Raw genomic sequence first — 15,880 nt, forward strand, 5'->3', positions numbered from 1 at the left:
ATATACAAGTAACGATTGCACTTCCAAGTTGGCAGTGTGAAAGATCTTTGTGACTAGAATAGCACAGCGTAACCCAGCCCAGCCAACTGTCTTTGTTTCGTTTTAGTTATTGTTATATATCACTTTCCACTGATGCCATTTTTACTCCTGCAAAAATAAGCATCATTCCAGCAGAACGATTAATAAATTTAATCATCGCTGGTTTTATGCCAGCACTGATTGATTTGAACCCCAAATATCCATAAAGAGAGTAGCAAAAAAGATCTAAAATAAGCGTAATGAAACATAGTAATGCTAACTGAGGCAAAATTGGATTAGATATGTCGATAAACTGGGGTAGCAACGCAGAAAAATATAGAAGCGCCTTAGGGTTAGATAGCTCTAAAACAAAGCCTTTTAAAAACACTTTATATCCACTGCTTTTTTTATTACTGGATGTATTTATACTCAAAGGCCCCGCATGGCTGAAAATAGCAGTAAAACCAAGATATAGAAGATATGCAACGCCCACCCATTTTATTATGGAAAAAAGAGTATGCGAGGCAATTAAAAGCGCCGCGATTCCGGTTGCTGAGAAAACGAAAAATACAACGTTTGCAATTGCGATACCTAAAATGACTAAAAAAGACCTCTTAAACCCATTGGATGCAGATTCAGCTGTTACTGCAATTGCCGCAGGACCTGGCGAAAGTACAACCACAAATGTAGTGACGAGAAAAAGCATTAGTGTTTCAAATGGAATCATCAGATCTTCCTTGATAGATGTAAATAATAGGCTTAAAAATGTTTGAGGAACTAAAAAAAACTGTTTTAAGTCCTTTTTTACTTTCTTGTTATGTAACTATGTGCGATGCAAAATCTATACTATTAATTACAAGTAAATACATTATAAGCCTTAGTAAGACCTTTGAGTATATTAATTTTCAATCACAATATAAGTCTGACTGTTTTTTACAAATCGAGTTCAGAGAGATTGCAAAGCCGATGGTGATTGGTGCTGCGATGAATCATATCGTCTATGGACACTATCTAGAATTGTTCTGTACAACTAGCCAGAAAAACTATGTTCCTCTTGGTTTTTAAACCAAGCTTGCATAAATTCGACAAACTTTACTAATTTTGGCGGAGTATAATGGCGGCTGGGATATAGCACATAGAAATTCAAACTAGGTAGGGGTTGGTCACTCAATAACTCGACTAAATGACCTGATTCAATCTCTTTGGAACACACAAAACTGGGAAGAAGCCCAACACCACTTCCTTGTAGTATGGCTTCTCGAAGAAAGATCGTATTATTAGCTTTGATATTGCCTGAGACCACAATGCCACCATTAATGGGCAATTTATTTTTACTGATAGCCAAACTATAAATATAGAAATTGTGTTGACTGAGTTGTTCTGGGCTAGTAATGGGACCATTGGCTTTGAGGTATTTCGGTGTCGTCACCAGGTGCAGACTAAAAGTGGCAATCGGTTTACCTACATAGTTTACATCGATGAAGGAGCTAGAGGCGCGAAATCCTATGTCGTAACCTTGAGTGATAAGATCGACAGGCTCATCACTTAAATCGATCTCCAATTCTACTTCTGGATGTTGTGCCGTAAATGCGGCAAAAGCTGAGCCCAAATCGGTTATCCCAAGCGTCATTGGCGCATTGATCTTTAAACTCCCTTTTGGTTGCCCCTGCATCTCTTGCACATAATCTTGAGCTTCCTGATGAGAGTTGAGGATCTTACGGCAACGCTCTAAATAACCCTGACCGATCTCAGTTAAATGTATTTTCCGGGTGGAACGCTGCAGAAGACGTGCACCAACCATTTTTTCTAGCTTGCTAATATCTTTGCTGATCAGGGAGTTGGAGTAGTTCATCTCTTCTGCTGCTTGCTTGAAGCTACCAGTTTCAGCGACCTTAACAAATAAGGCCATTGATCGTAGGGTATCCATCAGTGTCTCCTAGAGTTTAAATTCCAAAATGGAAATTAACTATACACGTATTCACGGTTTTTCTATCACATTTTTGCTTGTAAGCTAGCTTCAAGATAAAAAACACCAAAATACATCAATTTTGATTACTAATTTGGAAATAAAGAGCCACGGTTAGTGGACAAACGGAATAATAGGAACACACAATGAAAATTTTTACTAAATCTGTCTTAGCGAGTTTAATATTTGTAGCTGGTAGCCAAATGGCTGCTGCTGAGAACATCCTGGTTGTTATGTCTGATAAAGACCAATTAAAGCTAAAAGGGACTGATGTATATCAAACGGGCTTCTATCTAAATGAGTTGATGCAGCCAGTAAAGCTTTTCTTGGATGCTGGTCATGAGGTGACTTTTGTTACCCCTAAAGGCTTGGCGCCTACTATGGATAAGGTATCTGACAACGTAATGTTTTTTGGTGGTAATGAGCAAGCACTGAAAGATCATAAAGCATTGCTTGAATCATTGAAATTGGTAGATCGAGTTGAGTCACCCGTGATCAGTTTGAGCCGAGTAGAGCAGATAGGCTATGACCGTTTTGACGCCATCTATGTACCCGGTGGTCATGCACCTATGAATGATTTGTTAAAAGACAAACAAATGGGAACATTGTTAACCTACTTTCATAATAATCAAAAAGTGACAGCGTTAGTTTGTCATGGGCCTATTGCCTTGCTTTCAACATTGCCAAATGCTGAACAATTTACAGCCTCGTTAAAAGCTGGTAAAGCCACGGAAAAACCACAAGACTGGATTTATAGTGGTTACAAAATGACCGTGTTTAGTAATGATGAAGAGGAAGCAGGTAAAGGTTGGCTAGGCGGGGGAGAGATGAAATTCTATCCGCAAACAGCTTTAGAATTGGCAGGCGGAGAATATAGCCAAAGCTCAGAGATTTGGCATCCTAATGTAGTCATTGATCGAGAATTGATCACAGGTCAAAACCCGGCTTCAGCGGTAAGTGTTGCGCAAGAAATTCTCGGTAGATTTGATAAGTAATGGCATAGGAAACAGAGGCGCTATCGTTACCAACTAATCGATTTACCTTGCCAATCCAAATAGCTCGCTTCACCATCAATGTCGCTATTTTCAACAATCTTTAGCAGTTGTTCGGCGACAAAATCGCTGGTGAATAGCTTATCCGCGGGTACGTTCTTTTGAAACGGTTTCGATAGCGGCGTATCTGTAGTGCCTGGATGAAAGGCGATGAGTTTGATATTCTTAGCACGTCGTGATAATTCTATCGCGGCTGTCTTTAGCATCATATTGAGTGCAGCTTTGGATGCGCGATAGCTGTACCAGCCACCTAAATGATTATCACTGATACTGGCAACACGCGCACTGAATACTGTCAGCGTACACGGTGTTTTCCCTGTCAATATCGGGGTAAGCTTTTGTATCCACAACATAGGTATGAGAGCATTTATTTGCATCACTTGCTGAAATGCTTGTTCGCTGAAGTCTTCTAAGCGTTTTTCTGGCTGGAGTTGCGCGTTATGTAATACACCGTTGCAAATAAACACTTGAGTAATAGGTGCTTGGTTGCACTGCTTTATCTCTATGACTGCCCGTTCAATCGAGCGTGACTGATAGTCTGGTACTGTGATCTTCTTGACATTGGCGTCGCACATCTCTGAATAAGCGTTTAAATCACGGCTAATGACAATTAACCCGATCTCTGAATCTGTTGGTACTTTAGCGGCTATTGCCTTAGCGATGACGCTGTTCGCGCCGATGATCAGTGTCTGTTTTCTTATCATAACAAGTTCCTGAAGTGCAGTTAGTCGTGCTGATACCCAATCGTTTTGCGAGAAAGGTCGAAATAGGCTGGCGATATTTGGCCACAACTAAATAAACCCAATGACTCACCGTTTTGATAATTGGCCAATTAAGTGGCGCGACCAAAAAACCTTTACCTACTAACGTCCAAGCCCTGTGAGTTACTTCGAGTCCTAATAGGCGTTGACCTTGATAAGTGCCATGCAATATCTTCATGCCCTCATTTACATTTATCTCTGGATAGAGGGTGCTAAAGCCTATTTGATGTAAGTCGACTAAATGAATGACATCTAATTTGTCGTGCGCTTTCAGATGTTTCATTTCAGAGGAACATAATGGACATTGACCATCATAAAATATCGTTAACGTCATGGTGTTATTCCTCGTTAAACACTTATTGAGTTATATACTCAGGTTACATGGTTCGAATCATAAGAAAGAATACGTAATGGAATGGTTTTTAGATCAGAATTGATTATCATTATTAACGGTTATTCAACGCCAATAGATGTCAGCTATGATGTGGATAAGAAGAAAAGGGAAAAAGGGAAAGAAGAGAGGGTTTAAATACGTACCTTTTAAAATCAAAAGGTACGTATTTACATAGCGTTATTTACTTAATAGGCAACCGACTAACAGCCACTACCATAACGTTGGGTAATATAAGTCTCGAAGTTATCGCATAGCTGACTATCAGAAACAGCATTGTTTGCGATAGTTTCAGCGCCATCAACAATACTGATCTTAGCATTCAGGTCAGCAGGTTCAGCTCGAACTCTTGCTTGCGCCGCGACAATTTTAGCTTGTTCTTGTAACCAAGCTTGGTCACTGGTTTTATTGCAGGTATCAGCAAGGTAAGCGGCAGAGAAGCCTTCGCCAGTTAAGCTACGCAGAGTGGCATCGTGGCTAATGCTGTTACCCGGTTTCCAGTAATGCTCGGCAAGTAGTGGGCCGATGGCTGGATTGTCTGTGAGGTAACCAAATTTTTCAGTAAAGTAAGCGCGAGTTTGATAAACCGCCATGTGTGCAAGTAGGTAGCCTTGGTAAGAACAGGCTGCTTCTTGTGACAATAGGTGCGGCACCGCAAGTAATGGACGAGGGCTTGCAGCTAAACCAAGAATACGTTGTTCAGTATCACGAGCTAGGGTGGTTAAATATTCTGGTGTGAGCAAGTCTTCATCAGCGCTATAAACCGCCCATTCAAAATAAGGCACCACTAAAATGCTGCGTTCTTCATACGCTTTGAACGGTTGTTTAGCGGCAATTAATGCTTGGATCACTGCATCAGGAACTATTTCACCATCGGCATTGTAAGCGTATTGTTTTAACCAATCACCATCTGTTAATAAACTGTCGCAGAACATAGATTGCGTTTCTGCATAGGCCATCGATGTTGGCGAAAACTCTTGTGAGAAGCACGGTGAATTTTGTTTCACATTGGCGAAATGCGCGGCATGCCCGCCTTCATGGAACAGGGTATTAATACCATCGTAGCCACTGCCCATTTGATCGGGCTTGGCATTACTGGTGAAATTGATCTTACCTGGTTGCCATTTATCTTCTGCATAAAATGACGGGATAGGGCCGTGGCAGAAACCATTTTGGTATTTACCTGCACGGTCTAATAAATCCAGCGTCAAATCAGCTTGTGAATAATCGATGTTCAGACGACCAAATGATTCCATCCAACGACGTAACGATTGCGAGAACGGTACATAAGGGGCAAGTTGACGTGCAGCGTCACCAGCATACATAAAGCTAAAGTTATGGCCTTTAACGGCGCTGTCACCTTTAACTTCGGCTAGATTGTTAATACTGCTCTGGTTACGCTCACGGGTACGTAATTCGAAATCATCTAAAACAGTGAACAATTGCTCAGGTGTCATCTGCTCGGTTTTATTGACTTTATAATCAAAGAAGTTACGGAAGCCTTGTTGATGGGCAAAGTCGTTACGTTGTTTAACCAGTTCTATATAACCGTTATTCAGTACCCATTGTTCAAGGTCTAATAACGCTTGGTGCGCTGATTTACGCACACTTTCGTTATTGCTAGTACGGATGTTAGCGGCAAGCACGGTGAGAGAGGCTTGCTGTTTGTCACCATTATCATCGTTACAATACATCAGGTATTCTTGGCGTTTGGCAAATAACGCTGATTCAGTGCGAATAAGCGCCGCCATTTTATCTCTACCTTCGGCACTTTCAATAGCATTGGCATCGAAAAAGGCTAACCAACCTTTGAGGCCTCTAATCAGATCATCGTCTTCATCGGTTAACTGTAATAGGACGTCAAGGTTGCAACGCGTTGCTTGTATGTGAGCAGGGTCTGAGATAAACGCACTTAGCGCTTCTTCTGCATCGGCAAAACCGTCATGGTTATCACTGGTGCCCATGTAAGTTTGCCAAAATAAATCTTCTTTACGGCGGTGTAGGGCTAAATAGTTATCGTTAAGCTGGTTAAAATAATCTTGTGGATTCAAAACATCTCCTTATGAAACAACGTATAACGGTGATAGTGCATCTGAAGCACTGAATGAATGCATACGCTATTCTGATTTTATTATTTACTTTTGTTGTTTATTTCTTGGGTCATTGTTATTAAATGGACAGTGACTATTATGAATAAATAAATACCCGGTGGCTGGACCTGCATCACACTTTAACTAAAACGGAGTAGCAGTGTGCTGTATTTGCATTCTATTTAGTTTTTTTATGAAATTATTTAACGGTTTTCTTGTCCCTTATAAATAAAGCCAATACACTTCAGCACTTTATAATAGATAATGAATATTATTAATAACACTTTTAGGGCCAATATGTATACAGATGAAGATCTTAACAATGCAGTAGATAAAGGAATTTTTACTGCTTCGTCCGTTGATGAATTTCGACGTGAGCAACAGTCAATAAAACATGTAACGATTGCTGATGAAGAAAATATTCGTTTAATCGGCGGATTTAACGACATATTTATTGTTATCGCTTGTGCGCTACTGTTGTTTTCATCATTGTGGGCAGTCAAAAGCATTGATCCTCGCTTAGGCTTTGCCACTTTTGCAGTCCTGTCATGGGCACTTGCCGAGTTTTTTGTGCTGAAAAGAAAAATGGCTTTTCCCGCGATTATGTTATTACTGGCCTTTATTGGTGGTGTATTTAAGTTATCGATGGAAGTCTTTTCAGCCCTTGATCAACAAGCGATTATTGCGGCAACTGGTGCATCCGTTATCGCCGCGGCTTGTCATTGGCGTCGTTTTCGTGTGCCAATTACGATTGCAGCGGGTACAGCGGCAACAATCGGTTTCATCGTATCTTCTTTTGTGTCGACGTTTACCACGCCAGATATGCTCAATGTACTGACTGATTGGATATTGGTGGTGATATTTGCCTGCGGTATTTTAACCTTCCTGTTTGCTATGTACTGGGATGCGTCTGATCGCGCACGTGTCACTAATCGCACTGATACCGCATTTTGGCTGCATCTATTGTCAGCACCATTAATTATCCATCCGGTATTTTTAGGCGTGGGTATTCTAAACGGCGAAGAAGGCATTAGCAGTATTGCGATTATTGTTAGCCTGTACTTATTGATGTCACTGGTTTCAATTATTATCGACCGTCGCGCCTTTATGGTGTCATCATTGGTTTATGTACTTTATGCATTATCAAGCCTGATGAGCATGTATGGTGATGTCGGCACTAACTTTGCCATTACCGGTATTGCTATTGGTGCAGCGTTATTATTGTTATCTGCATTATGGCATCCAGTGCGCGGTAAGATTGTAACGCTATTACCGAGCGTGATTAAACAATTAGTCCCTGATGCTAAATAATTAAATATGGCGGTAATACTCGTTAATTTCGACTGGAATATTAGTTAATTACGTCGTTAGAAAGAGTTAAATACAAGGATAATAGCCTGGGTGAAATGTTAATTTAACCTAGGTTATTATCAAAATCCTGACCTCATACCACTCCGATGAAGCTTGGCTTCAAATATTGATCTAGATCAATAACCGCTAATTCATAGCATTGACATGCATATACAGGTAGAATGCCCCCTCAAAAAATTACAATAAAAGCATTAAGTGGGTTATTTCGCATGAGTAGAAAAATAGAATTATTGGCACCGGGCGGTGATGTAGAAGCGATTAAAGCGGCGATTGTTGCTGGTGCAAATGCGGTCTACTGCGGTTTAGATATGTTCAATGCCCGTAACCGTGCGTCCAATCTTTCATTTGATGAACTAAACGGCGTATTACGACTTGCACACGAGCATAGCTGTGAGGTGTTTTTAACCCTTAATGTTGTGATCCTAGAACATGAAGTTGTTAGCTTAGTGCGCTTGCTTAATAAACTGGTTAACAGTGGTATTGATGGCATCATCGTACAAGATCTCGGTGTGTTCAACATTGTTAAAAAGCATTTCCCATCGCTACACATCCATGCTTCTACTCAGTTAACAACGCACAACGAAGGTCAGATCTTATTCTTACAGAAAATTGGTGCAACGCGCGTCAACTTATCTCGAGAGCTGAACTTAGCTGAAATCAAACAATTAACGACTGTCGCTCATGACCACGATGTATTAACTGAAGTATTTGTACATGGTGCGCTATGTATTGCTTTCTCTGGTCAGTGCTATTCAAGTTCAGTAAGTGTTGGTAACTCAGGTAACCGTGGTCGTTGTAGCCAAGCTTGTCGTGATGAATACGAAGTGACAGCGGAAGGTCATCGCTTCCCACTTAATCTAAAAGATAACTCGGCATACTTTGATTTACCGCAATTGGTTGACGCTGGTGTTGATTCATTAAAAGTAGAAGGCCGTATTAAAGGCGCTCACTATGTTTACACTGTCGTTGATACATGGCGTAAACAGATCAACAACTTTGTTGAATCAGGTAAATTATTAGCAGACGACGGTAACCTACATAAAGTATTTAACCGTAGCTTCACTAACTCATTCTTACAGGGCGACCTAAACAAAAAAATGTTTACGGATAACCCACGTGACAACAGTGTGAACTACGCTGTTGAAAAAAGTGATGCCATTTCTGTTGTACAAATCCATGATGTGAAACAAGACCTTTATACCGATAAAAATGCCTTAGGTGCTGAACTAGCAGACAAGATTAAAGACTTAAGCATAGATAAAATCGCATTAACATTAGCTTTTTCTGCCAAAGAAAATAGCCCGTTAACGCTTAATATTGTTGCTGGTAATACGTCATTTGAAGTGAAAAGTGACTCTCTATTACGTGTTGCAGATGAAATTTCAATTACGCCTGAGACTGTTGAAAAACGTTTCCGTAGCTTTAGTAATGCAACATTCGATCTTGCGCCAATGAATTTTGACAATTTCGATGCAAACCTAACAGTACCATTTAAAGAGTTAACCGACCTGAAAAATCAAGCGGCATTCTTATTAAACGGTTCGCGTGAAGTGGTTAAAAACGTTGATTTACCTGCATTACCTAAACATCCTAAGATAGAAGAAACGCCGAAGTTATCATTGATGATAGCCAATGCGAAAGATCTACACCTTGCGGATGTAACGGACGCAGATATTTACTTCAAGATCCCTGAAAGCTTGAAAAAGAATTGCCCTAAGCACATTAAACTATTGCAAGAAAACCCACGCCTAATTCCTTGGTTCCCAGCTGTATTAATTGGTAAAGATTACCTAGAGTCAGTGAAGATCCTTGAGCAAGTAAAACCAAAACGTATCGTGACTAACAATACTGGTATTGCTTATAAAGCCTTTGAAATGGGTATTGAGTGGGTTGCTGGTCCGTTCTTGAATACGACTAACTCACATGCGTTATTAACCCTGCAAGAAGAGTTAAACTGTGCTGGTGCGTTTATTTCTAATGAAATTAACCGTATTCAAATAAGAAACATTAGTCGCCCGAAAAACTTCAAGATGTTCTATAGTATATACCACCCAATCCTGATGATGACGAGTCGTCAATGTTTCTTCCAACAAACTGTTGGCTGTAAGAAACCAGCGATTGAAGATGGTTGTATGCTGAAATGTGAAAAAGCGACAACAATTACCAATGTGAAAGGTATTTCGTTTGCTGTTGATAAACAAAAGGGTGGTTACCCAAGCATTTACAACGACGAACAATTCTTAAACTTTGATGTGGTAAATGATTTCTCTGATCTGTTCGACGAGTTCTTTATCGATTTAACTAATATCGGAGCAGGCTCTAAAGAAGAACAAGATAAGGTTGAGCTAATCAAATACTTTGAAGCACTACTTGCCGGTGATGAAGCATCAAAATCAGCTTTAAACAACCTAGTACCTGTATCTACTAATGCGCAATACAAGCAAGGTTTATAAAGTTTATAAGTCTTTAAATCAAGATTGAAGCCCAACCGCTTTAATCTATTATCAAAGCCAAGTGTTGCTGATTGTATCGAAAATACATGATGTGAAACTTGGCTTTATTTTTATGTACTTAGCAATAATCATGATCATATTTAACTAATAATGTGGCCAATACCAGAATCTAATGCCTATAATTCCTATTTAACAGTGGTTACCTGCTAATTAAAAGCCGGTTGTGGTAGGTTGTTATGATATGAATGTTTTACATATACACTCAGATTATCCAGATGGTCGTAATAGTTCCAGTACGCCCGCAGTAAAATTACTCCTCGATGCCACCTCTGGTATTACCCATACTATTTTTGTTATTCATCGTACTCCATGGCCTTGGCAAGTTAAGGTTATCCAAAATAATTCGCAGCTTTACTCCATTTACTATTGGGGATTGCCGTTTGGCTTTGCGTTAACGATCTCTCTCTTTCTTGCCCGTCATTTACTATTAAGCCTAATTCAAAACCAGCACATTGATTATCAACTTGTGCATGGGCATAAACTCGCCATTGATGGCACCTTAGGCGCGACATTAGCAAAACGGGCAAAAGTACCTTATTTCCTTTCGGTCCGTGGTGGTACTGATGTGCGTATTTTACGTCATAAATTCTTGTTAAGAAGACGCTGGAAAAGAGTGTTAGAAGAAGCTGAACATATTTTCTGGGTGAGCGCTTGGGCGCAAAACCCGATAACTGAATTACTCAAAGCAAGTATCAGTAATGACACTGATAAATCAAGTTTACTGCCCAACCTCTGCGATATGAAACAATTATCTCACCTGCATGTGCCCAAAAAAGCCGCTAATTTTGTTACAGTTTTTCGTTTTGACCAATATGAACGCAAGGGAATAATGCCATTGTTAGAAGCTATCGCTAAACTTATAGCTGATTACCCGAGTATTAAACTAGATATATACGGTTTTGGACCTAAAAATAAGATGAAAATAGTGCAGGATAAAATATCCGTATTGTCTTTAGATAAGCACGTCACGATCAAAGGACGCATTGATAATAAAGTCTTACAAAAAAAACTGACGGAGTATTCAGCGTTTTTATTACCGAGTCAGAACGAGTCATTCGGTATGGTATTCGTTGAAGCTTTATTTTCTGGGTTACCTATTTTATATCATGCGAATACCGGTATTGATGGCTACTTAGAAGGGATTGATGCCGCGGTTAAAGTTGATAACCAAAATACCGACGAATTAGTTAACAAAGTTGAATCGCTGATTTTACAGCATGATTTGTTTAACGCACGAATCAATAGGGCGTTAGAAACCAATCTGTTGGACATTTTTGAGAAAGCAACTGTTGTTAGTCACTATCAATGTTTAATTGATGATCTTAATTTGGAGCGTGTAAATGCCAAATAGAAAAGTACTTGTGATTGCTTCTGCTGGTGGTCATCTTACTCAAGCGCTTTGTGCTTGTGATCATGTTGAAGATATAGTGCTAGTAACGACTCACGCATTATTTGATGACGATAAAATTAAGAAGGTATACAAGATGTGGAGCACGCAGAAAAATGCGTTTATTCATTTTGTTAATATTTTTTATGCATTGTATGTTCTCGCAAAGGAAAGACCGGGGGTGGTATTTACCACGGGTGGACCTATCGTTTTACCTTTTGCCTTGGTGTGTAAATTCTTACCGTTAAGGTTTGTATATTTAGATACATTATCACGGGTGGTTGAGTTATCGAATACCGGAAAAATGATCCATAGGTATAAGTTATATGATGAATTTATGTCGCAATGGGAAGCTGTTGCTAAGCAATATAATGTCGGCTATGCGGGAAAAACATTTGATTTAGAGGGGAAAGCGAACAAGGTTGTTACGCCACTACTACCGCCAGGTAAGCCATTGGTCTTAGTGACAACCGGCACTAACTGTTATCCTTTTCCACGGTTAATTGAGGCGATGGCAAAACTTGATATTTATCATGATCCAAACGTACGTTGGTTTATTCAAACCGGTGGTTTTGAGGTTGATATGAAGCCAGCCAATGGCGAAATTGTGGATATGGTTGCCAAAGACAAAATGGATGCCTTGGTGAAAGAGAGCAGCCTCGTTATCAGTCATTGCGGGGTCGGCAGTATTAATCACATGCTTATCTATCAGAAAAAAGTGATATTTGTGCCAAGATTAGAGCAATTTGGTGAGTTTTCAGATGACCATCAACTGCAAATCGCCAAAGAGTTAAGTAATCCAAATATGACCGTTGTTTATCCTGATGAATTATTGCCTGTGTATTCCGTGGCAGAGCTAATGGCGATACCAAGGTACGAGCAAATAATTGATATCACTAATCATGATTTTGCAGCTGTTATCGATAAAAAATTATTTGTTGAGCAAAGAGAAGATTCCTATGGCTAAGAAAATATTAATTTCTGTTGTTATTGTTGATTTTTTTAAAGCGGCACGCGTTGTAAATAATGTCGAAAAGATACTGACACAACAAGGTGATTTTGAAACCGAAGTGATCATTATTGATAATTCAATAGATAGCGGTAATCAACAGATACTGTCTCAATATCAAGATACCGATAATGTGACGTTAATTTTTAATCAGCAAAATAATGGCTATACCAGAGGCAGCAATCAAGGCGCTGACTTATGTAGTGGTGACTATTTACTGTTTGTGAATCCGGATATTGAATGGAAGTCAGCCAGTATATTGGCTGATATTGTTACTATCTATAAACGCGACCCTGAAATCGGTATTGTTGGTACTAGGCAGCTTAATGATGATGGCTCGACACCTGATACCGTGCGCCGTTTCCCTAACTTAATCGCGCAAGTGGTACGTCGCACCTCACTTAGAAATTGGCCTTTATTAAAAGGTATTGCCGACTACTACGAGTATGTGGAGTTTGATTATTTTAAGCCGGCTAATGTGGACTGGTTACAATCATCATTTATGGCTATAAGCCGTGATGTGTGGAATAAAATTGGTGGTTTTGATAGTCGCTATTTTATCTTTATGGCCGATCCAGATATTTGTTATAAGTGCTGGGAGCTCGGTTACAAAGTCCATTATGAGAGCGAGATAGTAGTCGGTGCCGATGGATTACGTTGTAGTGATGGCGGCTTTAAAGACGTATTTAGTAATCGTGTTTTACGTTTCCATATTCGTGATGCCTTCATCTACCATTTCCAGTATTTATTAAAACCGAGTATCCCTACAGCGCGAAAGTCACAAAGCCAGAGCTCTTCAAACGTTAATTACGAGCAATAGTAATATGAAAATATTAGTAACAGGTGGCGCTGGTTTCATTGGCAGTGCCGTTATTCGACACATATTGAGTGATACTGACTATCAGGTAGTTAACCTCGATAGTTTAACCTATGCTGGTAATCTTGACTCAATTCCAGCTACTTTGCTTTCATCGCAATATGTATTTGAGTGTGTTGATATTTGTAACAGAGAAGACGTTGACCGTGTTTTTCAGCAACATCAACCTGATATTGTCATGCATCTTGCTGCGGAATCACATGTTGACCGCTCAATTGAAAATCCGAACTGTTTTGTTGAAACTAATATTATTGGTACCTATAACTTACTCGAATCAGCGCGTGTTTATTGGTTGTCATTAGCCGATGAAAAAAAAGCCAGTTTTCGTTTTCATCATATATCGACCGATGAGGTATTTGGCGATTTAGCTGGTAAAGATGGACTGTTTGTTGAAACTACGGCTTATGATCCTAGTTCGCCTTATTCCGCAACCAAAGCGAGTGCTGACCACTTAGTTCGTGCTTGGCTAAGAACCTACGGTCTGCCAACGTTAATCACCAATTGCTCAAATAACTACGGCCCATATCATTTCCCCGAAAAACTGATCCCGCACATGATATTAAACGCGTTGAATGGGCAAGCGTTGCCTATTTACGGTGATGGCCTACAAGTCAGGGATTGGTTATATGTTGATGATCATGCCCGCGCATTGGTGCTGGTGGCGATAAAAGGGCAGATTGGCGAAAGTTATAACATAGGTGGTCACAACGAGAAACGTAATATAGATGTCGTCAATACTTTGTGTGATGCGCTGGAAACGCTGGCGCCGGACAAACCTGATGGCATAGGCCATTACCGTGACCTTATTACATTTGTCAGTGATCGACCTGGGCATGATCTGAGGTATGCGATTGATGCGAGTAAAATTCAACGTGAATTAGGCTGGCAACCAGAAGAAACATTTGAAACTGGTATCAACAAAACGGTGCAATGGTATTTAGATAATACTAGGTGGTGGCAGCGTGTTTTAAGTGGTGATTATCAGTTAACACGTCGAGGAGAAAATGCTAATGGGCAATAAAAAATACAAAGGTATTGTGTTAGCGGGTGGTTCCGGCACGCGTTTACATCCCATTACTAAAGCTGTCTCAAAACAGCTATTACCTATTTATGATAAACCGATGATCTATTATCCGCTGTCTGTGCTGATGCTGGCAGATATTCAAGATATTTTGATTATCTCTACCCCGGATGATCTTCCGCACTTTAAGGCTTTATTTGGTGATGGCAGCACATTTGGGCTCAATATTGAATACGCCGAGCAGCCAAGCCCTGACGGTATCGCCCAAGCATTTATCATTGCTGAAGACTTTATTGGCGAGGACAATGTCTGCCTTATTTTAGGTGATAACGTTTTTTACGGGCAGCATTTCACCGGTAAGTTATTAAATGCGACAAGCAAGGATACCGGCGCGACGGTATTTGGTTACCGAGTGACAGACCCCGGACGTTTTGGTGTGGTCGAATTTGATAAAGAAGGTAATGCGATCAGTATTGAGGAAAAACCCGAGAAACCGAAGTCGAACAATGCCGTTACTGGGTTATATTTCTATGATAATCGGGTGATTAATATGGCCAAATCTTTAACGCCTTCAGCCCGTAATGAAGTTGAGATAACAGATATCACCAACATGTATTTGGCGGCAGGTGAGTTATACGTTGAGCGCTTTGGTCGTGGCTTTGCGTGGTTTGATACCGGTACGCATTATTCCTTATTGAAAGCGGCGATGTTTGTACAAACTATTGAACATAATCAAGGTTTAAAAGTGGCGTGCTTAGAAGAGATCGCGTTTTCAAAAGGTTGGATCACGCGCGGGCAATTAGAAGACCAAGCATGTTTATTACAGAAAACCGAGTACGGGCAATACCTTTACGGTTTACTTCGTGAGGAGTTGTAGATGAAAGTATCAAAAACTGCAATTGAGGGGGCCTTGGTGATACAGCCGGATGTATTCGGTGATGACCGCGGTTTCTTTATGGAAACATTCCAAGCCGTGCGGTATCGCGATGTGATTGGTGGTCAGTTTGATTTTGTTCAAGATAACTATTCTCGATCTTCAAAGAACGTGTTACGTGGCCTGCATTTCCAAAAAACCAAACCGCAAGGTAAGTTAGTTCGTGTGGTGATGGGGGAGGTTTACGACGTAGCAGTGGATATACGGTTAGGTTCGCCTACCTATGGGCAGTGTCATGGAGTACGATTAAATGCTGAGAATAAATTGCAATTTTGGTTGCCGCCGGGATTAGCCCATGGCTTTGTGGTGTTGTCTGATCTGGCTGATTTTGAATATAAATGTACCGACTATTATGACAATAGTGATGAAGGTTGCTTGATTTGGAATGATCCAGAATTGAATATCAATTGGCCTTGTGGTAATCCCTTGCTGTCGGATAAGGATAAAATGGGCCTTGAGTTTAAGGATTTGTTTTAAGCTATATTTTAAC

Annotated in this window: 14 protein-coding genes; 9 read left to right on the plus strand and 5 right to left on the minus strand. The window is 40.2% G+C overall.

The window, feature by feature from the left end:
* Positions 1-112: 112 nt before the first annotated feature.
* On the minus strand, positions 113-745 hold the full coding sequence (locus tag CXF93_RS08515; RefSeq protein WP_101061997.1) for a LysE family translocator: 633 nt from the start codon (positions 743-745) through the stop codon (positions 113-115).
* A 303-nt stretch (positions 746-1,048) separates the two neighbouring features.
* The gene (locus CXF93_RS08525; protein WP_101061999.1) at positions 1,049-1,945 is read right to left on the minus strand and encodes a LysR family transcriptional regulator; all 897 of its coding nucleotides are present in this window, start codon (positions 1,943-1,945) and stop codon (positions 1,049-1,051) included.
* Between the two features lie 185 nt (positions 1,946-2,130).
* Here CXF93_RS08525 and CXF93_RS08530 point away from each other — a divergent pair, with 185 nt between their 5' ends.
* Positions 2,131-2,979, plus strand: a complete 849-nt coding sequence (locus CXF93_RS08530; protein WP_101062000.1) for a type 1 glutamine amidotransferase domain-containing protein — start codon at positions 2,131-2,133, stop codon at positions 2,977-2,979.
* A 26-nt stretch (positions 2,980-3,005) separates the two neighbouring features.
* On the opposite strand, the gene CXF93_RS08535 is transcribed toward CXF93_RS08530, so the two are convergent.
* The 3 genes from CXF93_RS08535 to CXF93_RS08545 all read right to left on the minus strand — a co-directional run bounded on the left by CXF93_RS08535 (position 3,006) and on the right by CXF93_RS08545 (position 6,239).
* Positions 3,006-3,740, minus strand: coding sequence for an SDR family NAD(P)-dependent oxidoreductase (locus CXF93_RS08535; protein WP_101062001.1), 735 nt, complete (start codon positions 3,738-3,740; stop codon positions 3,006-3,008).
* A complete protein-coding gene (locus CXF93_RS08540) occupies positions 3,691-4,131 on the minus strand; it encodes a thiol-disulfide oxidoreductase DCC family protein (RefSeq protein WP_101062002.1) in 441 nt (146 codons plus the stop codon). Before CXF93_RS08540 ends, CXF93_RS08535 begins: the two co-directional genes overlap by 50 nt.
* Before the next feature lie 260 nt (positions 4,132-4,391).
* Positions 4,392-6,239 carry a M3 family metallopeptidase gene (locus tag CXF93_RS08545; RefSeq protein WP_101062003.1) on the minus strand — a complete coding sequence of 616 codons (1,848 nt, stop codon included), beginning with the start codon at positions 6,237-6,239 and terminating at the stop codon, positions 4,392-4,394.
* 336 nt (positions 6,240-6,575) lie between these two features.
* Between CXF93_RS08545 and CXF93_RS08550 the strand changes: the two genes are divergently transcribed.
* From CXF93_RS08550 to rfbC, 8 genes are all read left to right on the plus strand, one after another.
* The gene (locus CXF93_RS08550; RefSeq protein WP_101062004.1) at positions 6,576-7,589 is read left to right on the plus strand and encodes a hypothetical protein; all 1,014 of its coding nucleotides are present in this window, start codon (positions 6,576-6,578) and stop codon (positions 7,587-7,589) included.
* A 269-nt stretch (positions 7,590-7,858) separates the two neighbouring features.
* Positions 7,859-10,102 (plus strand): peptidase U32 family protein, encoded by a 2,244-nt coding sequence (locus CXF93_RS08555; protein ID WP_101063298.1) that lies wholly within the window; start codon positions 7,859-7,861, stop codon positions 10,100-10,102.
* Between the two features lie 241 nt (positions 10,103-10,343).
* On the plus strand, positions 10,344-11,513 hold the full coding sequence (locus CXF93_RS08560; RefSeq protein WP_101062005.1) for a glycosyltransferase: 1,170 nt from the start codon (positions 10,344-10,346) through the stop codon (positions 11,511-11,513).
* Positions 11,503-12,516 (plus strand): glycosyltransferase, encoded by a 1,014-nt coding sequence (locus CXF93_RS08565; RefSeq protein ID WP_101062006.1) that lies wholly within the window; start codon positions 11,503-11,505, stop codon positions 12,514-12,516. The genes CXF93_RS08560 and CXF93_RS08565 overlap by 11 nt, the downstream gene beginning before the upstream one ends.
* Positions 12,509-13,378, plus strand: a complete 870-nt coding sequence (locus CXF93_RS08570) for a glycosyltransferase family 2 protein (RefSeq protein ID WP_101062007.1) — start codon at positions 12,509-12,511, stop codon at positions 13,376-13,378. Before CXF93_RS08565 ends, CXF93_RS08570 begins: the two co-directional genes overlap by 8 nt.
* 4 nt (positions 13,379-13,382) lie before the next feature.
* Positions 13,383-14,456, plus strand: a complete 1,074-nt coding sequence (gene rfbB / locus CXF93_RS08575) for a dTDP-glucose 4,6-dehydratase (protein WP_101062008.1) — start codon at positions 13,383-13,385, stop codon at positions 14,454-14,456.
* A complete protein-coding gene (gene rfbA, locus CXF93_RS08580; RefSeq protein WP_101062009.1) occupies positions 14,446-15,333 on the plus strand; it encodes a glucose-1-phosphate thymidylyltransferase RfbA in 888 nt (295 codons plus the stop codon). The genes rfbB and rfbA overlap by 11 nt, the downstream gene beginning before the upstream one ends.
* On the plus strand, positions 15,334-15,867 hold the full coding sequence (rfbC, locus tag CXF93_RS08585) for a dTDP-4-dehydrorhamnose 3,5-epimerase (RefSeq protein WP_101062010.1): 534 nt from the start codon (positions 15,334-15,336) through the stop codon (positions 15,865-15,867). It abuts the gene before it with no gap.
* Positions 15,868-15,880 lie beyond the last annotated feature (13 nt).

It is taken from the genome of Moritella sp. Urea-trap-13 (assembly GCF_002836355.1).
In the GTDB taxonomy this organism is placed as follows: Bacteria; Pseudomonadota; Gammaproteobacteria; order Enterobacterales; family Moritellaceae; genus Moritella.

Coding starts and splice junctions, on each gene's coding strand:
- CXF93_RS08530 (WP_101062000.1), top strand. CDS start 2,131: ATGAAAATTTTTACTAAATCTGTCTTAGCGAGTTTAATATTTGTAGCT.
- CXF93_RS08525 (WP_101061999.1), bottom strand. CDS start 1,945: ATGGATACCCTACGATCAATGGCCTTATTTGTTAAGGTCGCTGAAACT.
- rfbC (WP_101062010.1), top strand. CDS start 15,334: ATGAAAGTATCAAAAACTGCAATTGAGGGGGCCTTGGTGATACAGCCG.
- CXF93_RS08565 (WP_101062006.1), top strand. CDS start 11,503: ATGCCAAATAGAAAAGTACTTGTGATTGCTTCTGCTGGTGGTCATCTT.
- CXF93_RS08550 (WP_101062004.1), top strand. CDS start 6,576: ATGTATACAGATGAAGATCTTAACAATGCAGTAGATAAAGGAATTTTT.
- CXF93_RS08555 (WP_101063298.1), top strand. CDS start 7,859: ATGAGTAGAAAAATAGAATTATTGGCACCGGGCGGTGATGTAGAAGCG.
- CXF93_RS08515 (WP_101061997.1), bottom strand. CDS start 745: ATGATTCCATTTGAAACACTAATGCTTTTTCTCGTCACTACATTTGTG.
- CXF93_RS08535 (WP_101062001.1), bottom strand. CDS start 3,740: ATGATAAGAAAACAGACACTGATCATCGGCGCGAACAGCGTCATCGCT.
- rfbB (WP_101062008.1), top strand. CDS start 13,383: ATGAAAATATTAGTAACAGGTGGCGCTGGTTTCATTGGCAGTGCCGTT.
- CXF93_RS08570 (WP_101062007.1), top strand. CDS start 12,509: ATGGCTAAGAAAATATTAATTTCTGTTGTTATTGTTGATTTTTTTAAA.
- rfbA (WP_101062009.1), top strand. CDS start 14,446: ATGGGCAATAAAAAATACAAAGGTATTGTGTTAGCGGGTGGTTCCGGC.
- CXF93_RS08540 (WP_101062002.1), bottom strand. CDS start 4,131: ATGACGTTAACGATATTTTATGATGGTCAATGTCCATTATGTTCCTCT.
- CXF93_RS08560 (WP_101062005.1), top strand. CDS start 10,344: ATGAATGTTTTACATATACACTCAGATTATCCAGATGGTCGTAATAGT.